At 68.7% G+C, this 16,246-nt stretch carries 17 protein-coding genes and 2 pseudogenes; 13 read left to right on the top strand and 6 right to left on the bottom strand.

From position 1 onward, the window contains the following. Positions 1-156: 156 nt before the first annotated feature. Complete coding sequence (locus tag G9373_RS02325) at positions 157-1,125, bottom strand: YafY family protein (protein WP_005561741.1); 969 nt, start codon at positions 1,123-1,125, stop codon at positions 157-159. A 227-nt stretch (positions 1,126-1,352) separates the two neighbouring features. On the opposite strand from G9373_RS02325, the gene G9373_RS02320 reads away from it, so the two are divergent. Beyond that, the gene (locus G9373_RS02320) at positions 1,353-2,195 is read left to right on the top strand and encodes a YdcF family protein (protein WP_005238742.1); all 843 of its coding nucleotides are present in this window, start codon (positions 1,353-1,355) and stop codon (positions 2,193-2,195) included. Here the strand turns inward: G9373_RS02320 and dctA are convergent. After that, entirely contained in the window at positions 2,189-3,574 is a 1,386-nt protein-coding gene (gene dctA / locus G9373_RS02315; RefSeq protein WP_054247605.1) for a C4-dicarboxylate transporter DctA, read from the bottom strand. The two genes, G9373_RS02320 and dctA, sit on opposite strands and share 7 nt — an antisense overlap. A 138-nt stretch (positions 3,575-3,712) precedes the next feature. Between dctA and G9373_RS02310 the strand changes: the two genes are divergently transcribed. The 8 genes from G9373_RS02310 (at position 3,713) to G9373_RS02275 (ending at position 10,858) form a co-directional block, all read left to right on the top strand. Beyond that, on the top strand, positions 3,713-4,015 hold the full coding sequence (locus G9373_RS02310; RefSeq protein WP_005255454.1) for an urease subunit gamma: 303 nt from the start codon (positions 3,713-3,715) through the stop codon (positions 4,013-4,015). Between the two features lie 8 nt (positions 4,016-4,023). Next, on the top strand, positions 4,024-4,338 hold the full coding sequence (locus tag G9373_RS02305) for an urease subunit beta (protein ID WP_005572824.1): 315 nt from the start codon (positions 4,024-4,026) through the stop codon (positions 4,336-4,338). Then, a complete protein-coding gene (locus G9373_RS02300) occupies positions 4,335-6,056 on the top strand; it encodes an urease subunit alpha (RefSeq protein ID WP_005572825.1) in 1,722 nt (573 codons plus the stop codon). The genes G9373_RS02305 and G9373_RS02300 overlap by 4 nt, the downstream gene beginning before the upstream one ends. Next, positions 6,056-6,688: an urease accessory UreF family protein gene (locus tag G9373_RS02295; RefSeq protein ID WP_005572826.1), complete on the top strand. Its 633-nt coding sequence runs from the start codon at positions 6,056-6,058 to the stop codon at positions 6,686-6,688. The genes G9373_RS02300 and G9373_RS02295 overlap by 1 nt, the downstream gene beginning before the upstream one ends. Positions 6,689-6,722: 34 nt before the next feature. Then, entirely contained in the window at positions 6,723-7,409 is a 687-nt protein-coding gene (ureG, locus tag G9373_RS02290; protein ID WP_167113739.1) for an urease accessory protein UreG, read from the top strand. Positions 7,410-7,411: 2 nt separating this feature from the next. Continuing rightward, positions 7,412-8,065: an urease accessory protein UreD gene (locus tag G9373_RS02285; RefSeq protein WP_167113736.1), complete on the top strand. Its 654-nt coding sequence runs from the start codon at positions 7,412-7,414 to the stop codon at positions 8,063-8,065. Between the two features lie 73 nt (positions 8,066-8,138). Next, on the top strand, positions 8,139-9,074 hold the full coding sequence (locus G9373_RS02280) for a 4-(cytidine 5'-diphospho)-2-C-methyl-D-erythritol kinase (RefSeq protein ID WP_054247603.1): 936 nt from the start codon (positions 8,139-8,141) through the stop codon (positions 9,072-9,074). Next, positions 9,074-10,858 (top strand): ABC-F family ATP-binding cassette domain-containing protein, encoded by a 1,785-nt coding sequence (locus G9373_RS02275; protein WP_054247602.1) that lies wholly within the window; start codon positions 9,074-9,076, stop codon positions 10,856-10,858. The genes G9373_RS02280 and G9373_RS02275 overlap by 1 nt, the downstream gene beginning before the upstream one ends. Before the next feature lie 22 nt (positions 10,859-10,880). Here the strand turns inward: G9373_RS02275 and G9373_RS02270 are convergent, their stop codons facing one another. Further along, positions 10,881-12,377 carry an acetyl-CoA acetyltransferase gene (locus G9373_RS02270; RefSeq protein ID WP_005565180.1) on the bottom strand — a complete coding sequence of 499 codons (1,497 nt, stop codon included), beginning with the start codon at positions 12,375-12,377 and terminating at the stop codon, positions 10,881-10,883. A gap of 430 nt (positions 12,378-12,807) precedes the next feature. Here G9373_RS02270 and G9373_RS02265 point away from each other — a divergent pair, with 430 nt between their 5' ends. Genes G9373_RS02265 through G9373_RS02255 form a run of 3 tightly spaced genes read left to right on the top strand, consistent with a single transcriptional unit; the run spans position 12,808 to position 14,450 of the window. Continuing rightward, positions 12,808-13,284: a nuclear transport factor 2 family protein gene (locus tag G9373_RS02265; protein ID WP_007300089.1), complete on the top strand. Its 477-nt coding sequence runs from the start codon at positions 12,808-12,810 to the stop codon at positions 13,282-13,284. A 46-nt stretch (positions 13,285-13,330) separates the two neighbouring features. Continuing rightward, entirely contained in the window at positions 13,331-13,744 is a 414-nt protein-coding gene (locus tag G9373_RS02260; RefSeq protein ID WP_005255471.1) for a VOC family protein, read from the top strand. A gap of 28 nt (positions 13,745-13,772) precedes the next feature. Beyond that, entirely contained in the window at positions 13,773-14,450 is a 678-nt protein-coding gene (locus G9373_RS02255; protein WP_005565174.1) for a pyridoxal 5'-phosphate synthase, read from the top strand. Between the two features lie 19 nt (positions 14,451-14,469). Here G9373_RS02255 and G9373_RS02250 read toward each other — a convergent pair whose 3' ends face one another. From G9373_RS02250 to G9373_RS48060, 3 genes and pseudogenes are all read right to left on the bottom strand, one after another. After that, complete coding sequence (locus G9373_RS02250; protein ID WP_054247601.1) at positions 14,470-14,982, bottom strand: hypothetical protein; 513 nt, start codon at positions 14,980-14,982, stop codon at positions 14,470-14,472. A gap of 155 nt (positions 14,983-15,137) precedes the next feature. Continuing rightward, positions 15,138-15,479 carry an IclR family transcriptional regulator C-terminal domain-containing protein gene (locus tag G9373_RS02245; protein WP_346842791.1) on the bottom strand — a complete coding sequence of 114 codons (342 nt, stop codon included), beginning with the start codon at positions 15,477-15,479 and terminating at the stop codon, positions 15,138-15,140. Between the two features lie 114 nt (positions 15,480-15,593). Then, a pseudogene (locus tag G9373_RS48060) lies at positions 15,594-16,088 on the bottom strand (IS110 family transposase); the annotation flags it as partial. A gap of 20 nt (positions 16,089-16,108) precedes the next feature. Here G9373_RS48060 and G9373_RS46135 point away from each other — a divergent pair. Beyond that, positions 16,109-16,231 (top strand): annotated as a pseudogene (locus G9373_RS46135) (DNA-binding protein); the annotation flags it as partial. Between the last annotated feature and the right edge of the window lie 15 nt (positions 16,232-16,246).

The raw sequence follows: 16,246 nt of genomic DNA, 5'->3' as shown, positions 1-16,246 counted from the left end.
CCCCCGCAGGCGCCCGCGCGCGCCCCTCCTCGACAATCGTGTGCTGCATCCCCGACTACCCCGACCCTTCCTTGTCGTCACCTGGTTGGACGCCGCGCAGGACCGTTCGGTTCCCACGGATTTTCGGTCCGCGGTGACGGCTGAACGGCGTCTCGGTCAGGCGTTACCGTAGCGGTCGGCGAAGAGGCGGTGACGCTCACCCACCCGTCGGCACTCTTCGCGCAGCTCAGGAGGGTCGAGGACGGTGAAGTCGACGCCGAATGCGCTGAGCCAGTTGGCTATCGACGGCACGGAGTCGCCGCCGAGCGCCACCGCGCATCGTCCGTCGGGCATTTCTTCGAGAGTTCCCCAGTCTTCGTGGACCAGGGTCGCCATCTCGTCGATCGACGCGTGCAGCAGTACCCGTGCGCGGATCCGGGTGACGGCCCGGTTGATTCCGTGTGCGACGAATTCGGCAGCGCCGCCGGGCGGCAGTTCACGGGGTACGAACCTCGGTCCCGTCGGGATCTTCGGTGTCAGGCGGTCCACCCGGAACGACCGCCAGTCCGCGCGGGTGAGGTCCCAGGCGACGAGGTACCAGCGCAGCCCTGACCGGACGAGCCGGTACGGCTCCACTTCACGCCGGCTCTCGGTGCCGTCGTGGGTGCTGTAGTCGAATCGGAGTCGTTCGTGGTTGTGGCACACCGAGGCGACGGCCGACAGGACCTGCGCGTCGACGGCGCTCTTCGCGGGCTCGCGGTGGACCACGTCGACCTGCAGCGCCTCGAGGCGGTGTCGCAGCCGGGACGGCATCACCTGCCGGAGTTTGGTGAGCGCTCGCATCGACGCCTCCCCGATGCCGACCACGGAGCCGGTCGCGCCGGACTGCAGGCCGAGTGCGACGGCCAGGACTTCCTCGTCGTCGAGCAGCAGGGGCGGCATCTCCGCGCCCGCGCCGAGCTGGTAGCCACCGCCCACCCCGACCGTCGCGTCGACGGGGTACCCGAGGTCGCGGAGTTTCTCCACGTCTCGCCGAACCGTGCGTGGGGTGATGCCGAGCCGGTCGGCGAGTTCTGCCCCGGACCAGTCTTTTCGGGTCTGGAGCAGGGACAGCAGCCGGAGGAGTCGTGCCGAAGTTTCCCGCATGCACCTCAGGATGCCATCAATAGAGGACATCTTCTGTCCTCTATTGATGGCGGGTAACGGTAAGTAACGATTTTCCCACCAGCCCCACGAGTGTCACTACACTGGCGCCGACGCTCCACGGACCATCGCATGTGTACTTCGTGAAAATCCGACGGAAAGGTCTCAGCGTGACGCAGTTTCGTGTTCGGCCCATTTCTTCAGCAGTCAGGGCGCTGCTCGCCACCGTCATGACCGCCGCCTTCTGCCTGGCGCTGGCGGTCTCCACCACCGCGACGGCGTCCGCCTCGGCCGCCGACCTCTTCAACAGCGCGCAGGGCAGATTCGCCGCAGGTGACACCCGTGGCGCCCTCGCGGACATCGGTGGCGCCGTCGCCGGAGAACCAGGCGACACCAATGCGCTGGCGTTGCAGGCCATCTACGCCGACGCCGCGGGCGACCTGATCACCCGGGAGACGGCGCTCGCCCGGCTCGGCGCGATGGACGGTGGGATGCGCGCCGGCGTCGACGGGATGTTGAACGCGATCAGAATTGCGTCGTTCACGCCCCCGAACCCACTTCCGGCCATCCAGGGTCCGTCCACCGCGATCATCGTCCTCGGCTTCGGACTGCTCCCCGACGGTGCGATGCGACCGGAATTGATCAACCGTCTGCAGGCCGCGCTCGTCCAGTCGTGGGCCTCGCCGATGTCGCCGATCATCGTCACCGGCGGCAACCCGCAGAACGGCATCACCGAGGCGGCCGCGATGCAGGGGTGGTTGCAGTCGCACGGTGTCCCGGCGCAACGCATCCACCCCGAGCATCGTGCCGGCTCGACGGTGGGCAACGCGCTCAACTCGGTTCCGCTGGCCCGCTCGCTCGGTGCGGGCGGCGCGATCATCGTGACGTCGGCCAACCACATCCGCAGGGCAACGGTCGATTTCAACGTCGCCGGACTGCCGGTGGTCGGGGCGATGAGCGCGATCACCAGCGCCGGTCAGCTGATCGCCGAAGTCATGCCCCTGACCAAGGATCAGCAACTCGGCATGTACCGCGACGCGATCAGGGTGTTCGGCATCCCGGCCGGCTACTGACGCGACTCGTACTCGGCCACGACCGGCGGCTGCTCGACGGGATCCGCGCCGCCGGGGCCGAGCTTTCCGTGGATGGCGTCCTGCATCTTCTGCTTGTCCAGCTGGCCTTCCCAGTTCGAGACGACGAACGTGGCGACACAGTTGCCGAGGAGGTTCACGAACACACGCATCGAGTCCATGATCCGGTCGGCGCCGAGCAGCACCGCGACCGCCGCGACGGGGAAGATTCCGAGCGCGGTCGCGGTCGCCGACAGCGCGAGGAACGACGACCCGGGTACGCCCGCCATGCCTTTCGACGTGAGGAGCAGGATGAACAGCGCGCCGAGCTGGTCGGCGACGGACAGGTCGTGGCCGGTGGCCTGGGCGAGGAACAGGGTCGAGATGGACAGATAGATCGCGGCGCCGTCGAGGTTGAACGAGTATCCGGTCGGCACCACGAGCCCGGTCGCGGCCTGCGAGTTCCCGGCACCGACGAGCTTGGTCATGATGCGGGGAAGCACTGCCTCGGACGAGGCGGTTCCCAGCGCGAGACCGAACTCCTCCTTGGTGTAGCGGATGAACGTGAAGATGTTCAGTCCCACGGCGAACTTCGCAATGAGTGCGAGGACGAGGACGAACAGGGCTCCGGCGAGGTAGCAGCACGCGATGAGCGCGGCGAAGCTCCCGAGGGTGGAGATTCCGTACTGGCCGATGATGAACGCCATCGCGCCGAATGCGCCGATCGGGGCGAGCCGCATGATCCAGCCGATGATCATGAAGATGATGTGGCTGAGGTGGTCGACGAATTCGAGGACCAGCGGGGGCCCGTGCTCGCCGTACTTGGCCAGCGCGATACCGAAGAGCACCGCGAAGAAGAGGACCTGCAGCAACATGTTGTCGGCGAATGCGCCCACCACGCTGGTCGGGACGATGTCCATGAGGAACTCGACGGCGCCGGGGAGTTCACCACCGCCGGTTTTCTCCGCGATCTGCTCGGTGCCGTCGGCGAGGGTGGCCGGGTCGATGTCGAATCCGGCGCCGGGCTTGACGATGTTGCCCATCACCAGCCCGAAGAGCAGCGCGAACCCGGTGACGGCGGTGAAGTAGATCAGTGCCTTCACGCCGATCCGTCCGACGGCCTTGACGTCGCCGACCTTGGCGATTCCCGTCACGACCACCGTGAAGATCAACGGCGCGATGAGCATCTTGATGAGCTTGATGAACGTGTCGCCGATCGGTTTGAGCTCCGACCCCACGGTCGGCCACAGCCAGCCGAGGGTGATGCCGCCGACGATTCCGACGAGGAGCTGGACGAACAGGTTGGTGTACCAGGGCGATCGCGTCCGGGTTGTCGACGCGTCGCCGCCGGGTGGGGGATGGGCGGCAGTGGAGATGGCCATGGGGGAACGCTAGGAAGGCGCTGTGACGGGTTCGTGTCACGAATGTTTCCGCGGTGAGAACGGCGGCCGTTCCGGGCGTGGGCGGTGCCACACTGCAGTTCGTGGCAGTATTGCGACGCACCGACCGCAGGAGGACACATGCGCTTGTCGCCCCACGAGCAGGAGCGTCTGCTCCTGAGCTACGCCGCGGAACTCGCGCGCAGGCGCCGGCAACGCGGCCTCGTGTTGAACCACCCGGAGGCGGTGGCCCTCATCACGGATCACATCCTCGAGGGGGCCCGCGACGGCCGGTCGGTGGCGGAGCTGATGGTGTCCGGTCGTGAGGTGCTCACCCGGGCGGACGTGATGGAAGGCGTCCCGGAGATGCTGCACGACGTGCAGGTGGAGGCCACGTTCCCGGACGGCACCAAGCTCGTCACCGTCCACGATCCGATTGCGTAGGGGTGACCGTGATTCCAGGTGAAGTCGTGTGCGCCGAGGGCGTGATCGAGCTCAACGAGGGTTCTCCCCGCACCGAACTCGAGGTGGTCAACACCGGGGACCGTCCGGTCCAGGTCGGAAGCCACGTTCATTTTCCGCAGGCCAACCACGCCCTGCAGTTCGACCGTTCCGCCGCCCACGGGCTGCGGCTGGACATCCCCGCGGGCACCGCGGTGCGCTTCGAACCGGGTATCGCGCAGACGGTTTCACTCGTACCCCTGCGCGGCACCCGTGAAGTGCACGGGCTGAGCCTCACTCCTCCCGGAAAGCTGGACGCGTCATGACCGAACTCAGCCGCGCACGCTACGCCGAGCTGTTCGGTCCCACGACCGGCGACCGCATCCGGCTCGCCGACACCGACCTTCTGATCGAGATCACCGAGGACCGCAGCGGCGGGCCGGGACTGGCCGGCGACGAAGCGGTGTTCGGTGGCGGAAAAGTGTTGCGCGAGTCCATGGGCCAGGGTCGCGCGACCCGCGCCGAGGGCGCGCCCGACACGGTGATCACCGGCGTGGTCGTCGTCGACCACTGGGGAATCATCAAGGCGGACGTCGGTATTCGGGACGGACGCATCGTCGCACTCGGCAAGGCAGGCAATCCCGACACGATGTCGGGGGTCCACCCCGATCTGGTGGTGGGTCCGTCCACCGAGATCATCGCCGGGAACGGCAAGATCCTCACGGCCGGCGGTATCGACTGTCACGTGCACTTCATCTGCCCGCAGATCATGGACGAGGCACTGGGCGGCGGCATCACGACGATGATCGGCGGCGGCACCGGCCCCGCCGAGGGCAGCAAGGCCACCACCGTCACCCCCGGTTCGTGGCACACCGCCCGGATGCTGGAGGCACTCGACGGCTGGCCGATGAACATCGCGCTGCTCGGCAAGGGCAACACGGTCAGCTCCGAGTCGATGTGGGAGCAGTTGCGTGGCGGCGTCTCCGGGTTCAAGCTGCACGAGGACTGGGGTTCGACTCCGGCGGCCATCGATGCGTGCCTCACCGTCGCGGACGCCGCTGGAGTGCAGGTGGCCCTCCACTCGGACACGTTGAACGAGGCCGGTTTCGTCGAGGACACTCTCGCGGCCATCGCCGGACGCGCGATCCACGCCTATCACACGGAGGGGGCGGGCGGCGGCCACGCGCCGGACATCATCACGGTGGCCGCGCACGGGAACGTCCTGCCGAGTTCGACCAACCCGACCCGGCCGCACACGGTCAACACCCTCGACGAGCATCTCGACATGCTCATGGTGTGTCACCACCTGAGCCCGAAGATCCCGGAGGACCTGGCGTTCGCGGAGAGCCGCATCCGGCCGTCCACCATCGCGGCGGAGGATCTGCTCCACGACCTCGGCGCCATCTCCATGATCGGCAGCGACTCGCAGGCGATGGGACGCATCGGCGAGGTCGTGTTGCGCACGTGGCAGACGGCGCACGTGATGAAACAGCGCCGGGGTTTCCTGGCCGGCGACAACGGCGCCGACAACCAGCGCGTCCAGCGGTACGTGGCGAAATACACGATCTGCCCCGCCGTCGCGCACGGGTTGGAGGCCGAGATCGGATCGGTCGAGGTCGGCAAGCTCGCCGACCTGGTGCTCTGGGACCCGGCGTTCTTCGGTGTCCGGCCACACGCGGTGATCAAGGGCGGGATGATCGCGTGGGCCGCGATGGGAGATGCCAACGCGTCCATACCGACTCCGCAACCGGTGCTCCCGCGTCCGATGTTCGGGGCGGCGCCCAAGGCTGCGGCTGCCACGTCCGTGCACTTCGTCGCTCCGCACGCCCTCGAGGACGGTCTGGCGGATCGACTCGACCTGAGCCGTCGACTCGTCCCGGTCGCGAACGTGCGGTCGCGGGGCAAGGCCGACATGCCCCGCAACGACGCGCAGCCGCGGATCGAGGTGGACCCGGACACGTTCACGGTCCGCATCGACGGCGACGTGTGGGAAGAGCAGCCGGCGGCGGAACTGCCGATGGCCCAGCGATACTTCCTGTTCTGATGCGCCTCGCTCACCTGATGTCCCTCGCCGATTCGAGGCTGCCCACGGGCGGTCACGTGCATTCGGGCGGCATCGAGGAGGCCGTCGCGAGCGGTGTCGTCCGCGACGTCGGCACGATGGAGGCGTTCCTGCGGCGACGGGTCCGGACCGCCGGGCTCGTCGGGGGATCGATCACTGCGGCGGTGTGCGCCGGGCGGCTCACCGCCGAACACGCCGACGCCGAGATGGATGCGCGAACCCCGTCCCCCGCGGCGCGGTCGTCGTCGCGGGCGCAGGGGAGAGGTCTGCTGCGGCTGGCCCGCACCACGTGGCCCGAGCACGACTGGTCGCCGCTGGGCACACGTCCGCACCTGCCCGTGGTCTCGGGGGTGGTCGGATCCGTCACCGCCGTCGAACCGCGGGAGGCGGCACTCGTCGTCGTCTACACCACCATGACCGGGTCCGCGATCGCCGCGCAGCGTCTGCTCGCTCTCGACCCCGCGCAGGTCGCCGCGTGCACGTTCGCGCTGTCCGACCTGTGCGACGACATCGCCGGCCAGTGCGTGACCGGACTGTCCAGCGTGTCCGACCCCTTCATGGATGTCGTCGCCGAGCGGCACGTTCTGCGGGACCGCCCCCTGTTCGTGTCGTGACACTCAGCTGTACCCCAGTAAGGAGAGATCAACCATGCCACCGCATTTCATCGATGGTGAACCCCACGACCATCAGCACGACCGTCCCCGGCGGGTCCGGGTGGCGGGGGAGCCGGTCCGGATCGGGATCGGTGGGCCCGTCGGATCGGGCAAGACGGCGCTCGTCGCCGCGCTGTGCAGGCAACTGCGCGAGGAGTTGTCGCTGGCCGTGCTCACCAACGACATCTACACCACCGAGGACGCGGACTTCCTGCGCCGCCACGCCGTGTTGCCGGACGAGCGCATCGCCGCCGTGCAGACCGGTGGCTGCCCCCACACGGCCATCCGCGACGACATCACCGCCAACCTCGACGCCATCGACGACCTGATCGCGGCCAACCCGCCGCTCGATCTGATCCTGGTGGAGTCGGGCGGCGACAACCTCACCGCGACGTTCTCCTCGGGCCTGATCGACGTGCAGATCTTCGTCGTCGACGTCGCGGGCGGTGACAAGGTTCCCCGCAAGGGTGGTCCCGGCGTGACGTTCTCGGATCTCCTCGTGATCAACAAGACGGACCTCGCCCCCATGGTCGGAGCCGATCTCGCGGTGATGCGCCGCGACGCCGAGAAGGTCCGCGAGGGCAGGCCGACGGCGCTGATCTCGTTGACGGAGGATCCGTCGTCCGGACCGGCTCTGGAGTGGGTGCGCGAGCAGGTGCGCACCCTCGCCGACGTGCACTAGTAGTGCGCACCGAACTGACGATCGTCGCGTCCCCCGACCGCAGTCCGCGGATCTCCGCGGCCGGGGGACTGGCGGCACGGATCACCGGCCGCGACACGGTCCACGTGATCGGCACCGCCGCGACCCCGCTCGGCGGCGACCACTGGGACGTCACGGTCCGGGTGCTGTCGGGCGCCCGGCTGACGCTGCGCAGCGTCGCGGCGTCCCTGGCCCTGCCCGGCCGGGGTCGTGTGCTGTCCACGGCGCAGTGGTCGGTGGAGGTCGAGGACGACGCCGCGCTCGACTGCGCGCTCGAACCCACGGTGATCGCGGGCGGCGCGGAGCATCGCGTCGAGACCACGGTGTCCCTCGCCGAGTCGTCCACGTTGCTGCTGCGTGAGCGGGTGCAGATCGGCCGGGCGGGAGAGACGACGGGACGCTGGGTCGGGGTCACCAACGCCGATCTCGGCGCCCTGCCGCTGCTCCGGCACCAGCTGGAACTCGGCGTCGGCACCGTCTCGCACGACGTCCTGGACGGCCCGTCGGCCGTCACGAGTGAACTGCGGTACCCGGACGACCGGCCCGCGGACGTCACCGGCGACATCCGGTCGGCGCGGACCCGTCTGCCCCTCGCCCGGGGCGGCAGCCTCACCACCCGGCTCGGCCCGCGCCTGTGACGCGGGTGAGGGGCAAAGTGCGTGATGGTGCGCATTTCCGCACCCGTACCGGGAGCGCCTAAGCTCTACCCTTGTGCTTTCCGTCGTTCCTCGCCCCGTCGTCGTCAGGGCCCCGTCCAAGGTCAATCTGCATCTGGCCGTCGGGGACCTGCGCGACGACGGCTATCACGAGCTGAACACGGTGTTCCAGGCGCTCTCCCTCAGCGACACGGTGTCGGTGGTCCCCGCGGAGACGCTGTCGGTGACGGTCCGCGGTGAGGACGCCCGCGTCGTGCCCACCGACAGCAGCAACCTCGTGTGGCAGGCCGCCGAGATGCTCGCGGCCGAGTCGGGGCGGCGCCCTGACGTCGAGATCGCCATCGACAAGGGCATCCCGGTGGCCGGGGGCATGGCCGGCGGCAGCGCGGACGCCGCGGCGGCGCTGGTCGGGCTGAACGCGCTGTGGCAACTCGACCTGTCGCGGGAGGAACTCGACGGGTTCGCCGCGAAGCTCGGCAGCGACGTTCCGTTCTCCCTCCACGGTGGCACCGCGGTCGGGACGGGACGCGGCGAGCGACTTCTGCCGGTGCTCTCCCGCAGCACGTTCCACTGGGTGCTCGCGCTCGCGAAGGGCGGCTTGAGCACACCGACCGTGTTCCGGGAGCTGGACCGGCTGCGTGCCGACGGGAATCCGCCGCGACTCGGCGGACCCGAGGACCTGATGCACGCGCTCACCACGGGCGACTCCGCGACGCTGGCCCCGTTGCTGGGCAACGACCTGCAGTCGGCCGCGCTGTCGCTGAATCCGGGCCTGCGGCGGACGCTGCGTGCCGGGGTCGCGGCGGGCGCACTGGCCGGCATCGTCTCCGGGTCGGGCCCGACCTGTGCCTTTCTATGTGCTGAAGCGGACGCCGCGGTCCGGGTCAGCGCAGAACTCGCAGGTGCGGGGGTGTGTCGCACGGTGCGGGTCGCCAGCGGACCCGTACCGGGCGCCCGAATAATCAACGACGCGGCGGAGGGATCGCACTGATGGCGAATCTGATCAATCTCGAGCAGGTATCGAAGTCCTTCGGCATCAAGCCGCTGCTCGATTCGGTATCCCTCGGAGTGCAGGAAGGCGAACGCATCGGCGTCGTCGGCCTCAACGGCGGTGGCAAGACCACCATGCTCGAGGTGCTCGCCGGAGTGGAGGCGCCCGATTCCGGACGTGTCAGCCGGGTCGGCGGCCTGCGCATGGCGGTCGTGACCCAGCGGGGCGTCCTGCCACCCGGCTCCAGCGTCGGCGACGTGGTGCTCGGGCCGCTCGGGGTCGCCGACCACGAGTGGGCGGGCGACGCCCGCATCCGGTCGATCCTGGCCGGCATCGGCATCGACAACCTGGGGCTCGAGGTGTCGGTCGACGGGCTGTCCGGTGGTGAGCGGCGACGCGTCGCACTGGCCGCCGCGCTCGTCCAGGACCTCGACCTGCTGGTGCTCGACGAGCCGACCAACCACCTCGACGTCGAGGGTGTGCAGTGGCTGGCGGAACATCTCGTCAGCCGTCGCAGCGCACTGGTGGTCGTGACCCACGACCGGTGGTTCCTCGACACCGTGGCCAACCGCACGTGGGAAGTGGTGGGCGGCAAGGTCGAAAGCTACGAGGGCGGTTACAACGACTGGATCTTCGCCCGGGCGGAGCGCTCCCGGCAGGCCGACGCGTCCGAGGAACGTCGCCGCAACCTCGCCCGCAAGGAATTGGCCTGGCTGCGGCGCGGTGCACCTGCCCGCACGTCCAAGCCCAAGTACCGGATCGAGGCCGCCGAGGCGTTGATCGCGGACGTCCCACCGCCCCGCGACAACGTGGCGCTGGCGTCGTTCGCGCAGCGGCGGCTCGGCAAGGTCGTCATCGAACTCGAGGATGCGCGCCTGGAGACGCCGGACGGCCGGGTGCTCGTCGACGACCTCACGTGGCGGTTGGCGCCGGGGGAGCGTGTCGGCCTGGTCGGTGTGAACGGCTCCGGCAAGACGACGCTCCTGCGCACGCTCGCCGGCGAGATCTCGCCGGCGTCGGGCAAGCGCATCCAGGGGCAGACGGTGCACATCGGCTGGCTCCGTCAGGAACTCGACGATCTGCCGACGAACATGCGGGTGCTCGAGGCCGTCAAGGACGTCGCCGAGCGGATCACGTTGGGTGACAAGGAGGTATCGGCCGGGCAGCTCGCCGAACGGCTGGGCTTCACTCCGGCCCGGCAGCGGACACCGGTCGGTGACCTGTCCGGTGGCGAGCGTCGCCGGCTGCAGCTGACCCGTGTGCTGATGTCGGAGCCCAACGTACTGTTGCTCGACGAACCGACCAACGACCTCGACATCGACACGCTGCAGCAACTCGAGGACATTCTCGACGGCTGGGCGGGCACGATGGTCGTCATCAGCCACGACCGGTACCTGATCGAACGCATCTGTGACTCCACGTGGGCGTTGTTCGGTGACGGCAAGCTGACCAACCTGCCCGGGGGGATCGAGGACTACCTGCGTCGCCGGGCGAAGATGGTCGACACCGGCGCACCGTCGGTGGCGTCGACGGCAACCGGTGCGTCGGCCCCCAAGCAGGTGCGGGACGGGGCAGCCGAACGCGCCGCGCGCAAGGAACTGTCGCGTCTCGAGCGGGCTGTGGCGAAGCTGGACGACCGGGAACGGAAGCTGCACGAGAAGCTGGCGGAGGCGGCGACCGATCCGGACAAGCTGCAGAAGCTCGACACCGAGCTCAAGCAGGTCGTCGCGGAGAAGGAAGCCACCGAGGAACAGTGGATGGAGCTGGCCGCCGAATTGGATTAGGCGGGACCTGCGCTGCGGCCCGTCAGAACCGCAGAGACAGGATGCCGTCACGGTCCGTGACGTGAACGGTCCGCCCGATCACCGACCGTGCCGGGGTCTCGGTGAACGCGGACAGCGCGACCGCCTCCGTGGGGCCGGTACGTCCGGCCAGACGCCGGCCGTCGGGGGTGTGCGCGACGACGAAGCCGGTCGCCGGGGCGCCGTCCCGCCCGTACTCCACCGTGGACGTGACGATGTCGGCTCGTCCTTCGTAGCCGGTGACGAGTTCCGGCGCCTCCGACGCGAGTTGCGCCGGTTCCGGATCGCCGACGTACCCGTCCGGGTGCGGGGCGCCCGCCAGCATCACGACGTGCTGGTACGTCAGGTAGCCGCCGTTGCCGTGGACCAGGGCCGGTCCCGCGCCTTCCCGCAATCGGCGGGTGACCTCGGCAATCGAGTGCAGCGTGTAACTGTTGAGGGGCCCGCCGAAGAAGGAGTGGCCGCCCGTCACGCTCGGCACGATGCGTGCGGGCAGGCCGAGCGTGCGGGTCAGTAGCTTCGGCACCACCGGGAAGCAGCTGTACGCGTCGACGATGTCGAGTGCGGAGGCGTCGATCGAGGCCCGCGACAGCGCCCGGTGCACCGCGTCCGTCATCGCCGTGGACGTGCCGAAACCGTTGCGGCTCAGTACGTCCACGGGATCGGCGGCTCCCGCGCCGCCCCACAGGTACACCGTGCGGTCCTCCGGAACGCCGTGTTCGCGCGCGACGGCCAGGGAGCACACCAGCACCGCGGCGGCCTGATCGACGAACGGCATGGCGTTGAGCATCAACGGGTACGGCTCGCACACCATCCGGTTGCCCGGACCCACCGTGGCGATCTCCTCGGCGGAATACACCTCGCACGTCCACGACGCCGGGTTCTTCGCCGCCAGTTCGGAGAAGGCGGAATACATCCGGGCCGACTCCGCCAGCGACTGGTCGGGTCCGACACCCGACTCGTGCGCCACGCGGTTCTCGAACAACGGGTACACCCGGGTCGGAACGATCAGGCCGGCGCGCTGCATCGCGGGACTCCCGAGATCCGCCGGGTCGAACGCGGGAGGACCCCCCGGTTCCGACGCCCAGCCCAGCGTCGTGGGATCGGTGCCCGACTTGCGCAGCGCCGTCATGGTCGCCTGCGACTCACCGCCGACAAGGAGCGCTGCCGACGACCGGCCCGAGGCGATGTCGTCGCCGATGCGGTCGAGGAGCGTCGCGGGCCAGTGGCCACCGATCGGGGACGTGCTCGACCGTGGTGACGGCAGATTCAACCGGGCGGCCAGCAGTCCGGGGAGGTCGTCGTACGACCAGCTGACGGTCTTCACCGCATGGATTGCGTCGATCCGGGAGCCGAGGGTCGCGGAGCCGCTGTCGGCGAGGGCGGCACGCGCGGCGGCGGTGATCAGGTCGAGCGGTTCACGCGGGGCTGCCGGATCGCCTGCACGGCCGGAGCGGATGTCGCCGACTCCGACGATCACCGGTATGCGGGCCGGATCCATGGATTCCCCTCTCGCGTGACCACGTCAGCGTCACGATAGCGTCGGGCGGGTTACCTGTGGATTCGGGGTCACAGCAATCCCTTCCGGCGTCCGGCATTATGGGACCCTTCGGAGCGAAGGGTGCTCGGAAAGATGACTAAAAGTGCTGTACAGCAGATGGATTCGAACGCCGATGGACTGAGGTGCGGGACCCTCGGGTCGGTGGGAGCCTGCGGGCTCGGACCCTCGTCGGGTGAGGCTAGCCTAAGGTAGTGTGAACAGTGTGCTGTTGCGCAGGCCATGCAGTCATTTCGTAACCTTTTCGTGTCCCGGATCACGGCCTGAATATGCATGATCTGGTCAAAACGGGGGAAACCAAGGCGAACCTGCAGATCATCCGACTAATCTGCAGTCCAGGGCTTGCATGTTCGCTGCACAGGAGGCGGGGGTCATGGATCTCGAAGCAATCAAACAGATCGAGCAGCTCAAGCACCGTTATTCACGTGCTCTCGATACGAAGTCGTGGGTGGAGTTCGCCGACACGATGGTCCCGGACGTCACGGCGACGTACAGCGAATACCTCACGTTCGATTCCCGTGACTCATTCGTGTCCTTCCTCGAGAACACTCTCGGGACCCACGTCATCACCGAGCATCAGTGCGGCCAGCCCGAGATCACCGTCACCGGAGACACCGCGGTAGGGGTGTGGTTTCTCGCGGACACCACGCTGATTCCCGAGGACGGCATGCTGCTGCGCGGGTCTGCCTATTATCACGATCGTTATCTTCGGTGCCCCGACGGAAACTGGCGGATCACGCACACCGGATACGAACGCACCTGGGAATCGGTTGCGTCGCTCTCCGATTTCCCGAGTTTCCGGCTCACGTCCAACAAGTGGGCGATGTTGCAACCTCCGGCATCTGCCTGAGGGAGCACACTGGGACTCGACGCACCGCGGACACTGGGAGGTGACGATGGCTCCGGAAGTCCCCGTTCCCGGCGCGCTGCCGTATCTGACGGTGCGGCGGGGTGTCGAGGCCATCGAGTGGTATTCCAAGGTGTTCGGCGCCGAGGTGGTGGGTGAGCCGATCGTCATGGACGACGGCCGGGTCGGTCATGCGGAACTGCGGTTGCCGAGCGGCATGATCTATCTCGCCGAGGAGTTCCCCGAGATGGGTCTGACCGCGCCGGAATCGGGTTCGACGTCCGTGAGCCTGATGTTGTCCGTCGACGACCCCGATGCCGTCCTGGCGGGTGCCCGCGACGCCGGCGGCAAGGTGGAACGGTGGATCTCGGAGGGCCACGGACACCGCAACGCGACACTCATCGATCCGTTCGGTCACCGTTGGATGCTGGTGGGGCCGACGGATCCGGCCGCGTCGGCCTGAAGACCCGGGCCGCGGCTACTGTCGGCACATGCCGACCACACCCGACCGTTCGTCGTTTCCGGACACCCGCGCGTGGATACGCGCCCTGCCCGCTCTCGGCGGCGAGACACCCCCGCCCGTCGACGCGCTTCCGGAGTCGCCGACCGCGCTGTTTCTCGACTGGATCACGCAGGCCGCGGCGGCCGGTGTTCCGGAACCGCACGCCGCAGCGCTGTCGACCGTGGATGCCGACGGCGATCCGGACGCGCGATTCCTGCTCCTCAAGGACGTCACGGAGCGGGGCTTCTGGTTCTCGGGTGACACGCGCTCGCCGAAGGGGCGTGAACTCGCTACGAATGCGGTTGCGGCACTGTCGTTCTACTGGCGAGAGCAGGGCCGGCAGGTGAGGGTGCGCGGTTCCGTCGTCGAGGGGGATCCGGCGCTCTCCGCCCGCGACTTCCGCGAACGGTCGGTCACCGCGCGGGCCGTGGCCGCCGCCAGTCGTCAGAGCGAGGTCCTGGACGATCCCGCCGAATACGAACGCGCCGTCGCGGCTGCGGTGGCCCGCATCGAGGCCGACCCCGACTTCGTGTCGGGAACCTGGCGGGCATGGTGCATCGTCCCCGACAGTGTCGAGTTCTGGCAGGCGGACGCCGGGCGCAGGCACGTGCGCCAGCTCTACCGCCGCGAGTCCGGCCGGTGGCTCCGCGAGGTGCTGTGGCCCTGACGACGCCCGGGAGCGGGGGTCAGCGTGCGGTCGCGGACGGCGAGCGCAGGTCGACGACGATCGACTGGCCGTTCAGCTTCGCGTGGATCTCGGGGCGCTCGAACCCGGCTGCGACGAGGTATTCGCCGAGCAGCGCCAGCAGTTCGTCAGCGTCCACGGTGGGATCGGCGGAGTGACTGCTCGCCGAGGCGAGGTGCTCCTCGAGCAGTTCGGTGTGTGCAAGACGGCCCGCGACTCGCACGGCTGCCACTCCCATCGCGTTGCGTCGCATGACGGTGCGCCCACGAGATTCGAGCGACGCCGTCGTGTCGGAGACCTCGCCCGGCTCCTCGGTGCTGTGCGAACCCGAGCTGCGCGTCGGCAGCGGGAAGGTGAACGTCTCGGCGGAGCTGGTCGTGGACTTGCCGTTGCCGTTACCGTTGCTGCCGGTCAGCCCGCCCGTGCTCGGTTCAGCGAAAGGGGACTCCGATGCCGAGTTCGTGCCGGCGGAGCCGTTACTGCCCGATCCGTTGGTGGAAATGCCGTTCTCCATCGTGTCGCTTCCTGCTCGTGGCCAAACGGGTACCGCGCAAAGCCCGTCAGTGTGCTCGATTCGACCTGAAAGCTACCAGGAGGGTCCGGCGGGCCGCACGCCTCGACGGCGCACGGCGCGGCCCCGGTCGGTCTCGGGTCCGCGGCGCGGTCACGTCATCGAACTCCCTCGGCCCTCAATTCCCGGGCCCAGGCGGACGCGTGCTTCGTGAGCACGCCGGCGATCCGCTCCAGCTCACCCGGGTACGACGCGACCTCGGCGGGCATGGACACGCTGAGGGCGTCGGTGGCGGGGATCCGGTAGGGCACGACGGTCGCGATACACACCACGCCGACCGTCCGCTGTTCTCGTTCCAGGGCCCATCCGCGGTTGCGTACCTCGCCCAGTTCGGTGACGAGATCGTCGACGTCGGGGGATCGCCCCGGTGATGTGGTGCGCCGGGTCCGCCAGTGCCGCGCTTGCGGGCTCGAATAGCAATGGGAGTGACTGGACCGGATGCGCCTCGACGCGGAGAAGGTCCAGAGCGCGGTTGGTGTGGCCGATCCGGCGAGACAGACTGCCCCCGTTCGCCTGTAGCGTTTGTCGGGCGGTACCTGAGTTCCTAGCGGAGGTCAAGCCACCTGGCGGCTCGTAGGCTTGGTCTTGGCGGGCCGGCCTGTTGGAGCGCATCGCGACCCCTGGGACTCCTGACCCGCCGCCTGCTTGCGGCGCTCACGCATCCGCTTGTATCGGACGTTTTCGCGCCGCCGCGGGTCGATCTTGTGGCGCGCCTTGACGATCGCCCGGCCCTCGGCCTCGGTGATCGGCGTGTCGTCGACGTCCCGCAAGGCGTACGGTTGGCCGGTACGCATGCAGGGCGGCGATCCGGGTGACCAGATGGGTGGCCAGATGACAGATCGCAGACTCGTGGTGCCGGTCGCCGATCCGTCCAGCGATGACGGCGCTGATCATCGCCCCCACGCCGGGAGCAGAGGCAACGATGCCGGCCGGTCGGCGTCGGCGTAGAGGTTCGCGACTCGCTCGTCGATCTGCTTGATCTGACGGGCCAGGAACAGTGCCTGTTCGGCTTCGTGGGCGATGTCCTCAGCGAGCTCGGCGAAGTCCATCCCGTCAGACCCGTCGCTGACCACAAGCGTCGGTGTGGGACACGGTCAAACCCGCACCACCGCACGGTGATACAGGTAGCCGTGACACACATCCATCTCAACTATCCGTTGCGCCAGTGGCGGAGAGTGTGAGATCTATGTAGACGCTGTAGTAGAAG

It is taken from the genome of Rhodococcus sp. A14 (genome assembly GCF_011603105.1).
GTDB classification, from domain to species: Bacteria; Actinomycetota; Actinomycetes; order Mycobacteriales; family Mycobacteriaceae; genus Rhodococcus_F; species Rhodococcus_F opacus.
Note: the sequence above shows the minus strand (reverse complement) of the source record. Positions and strands in the feature narration are given on the sequence as shown.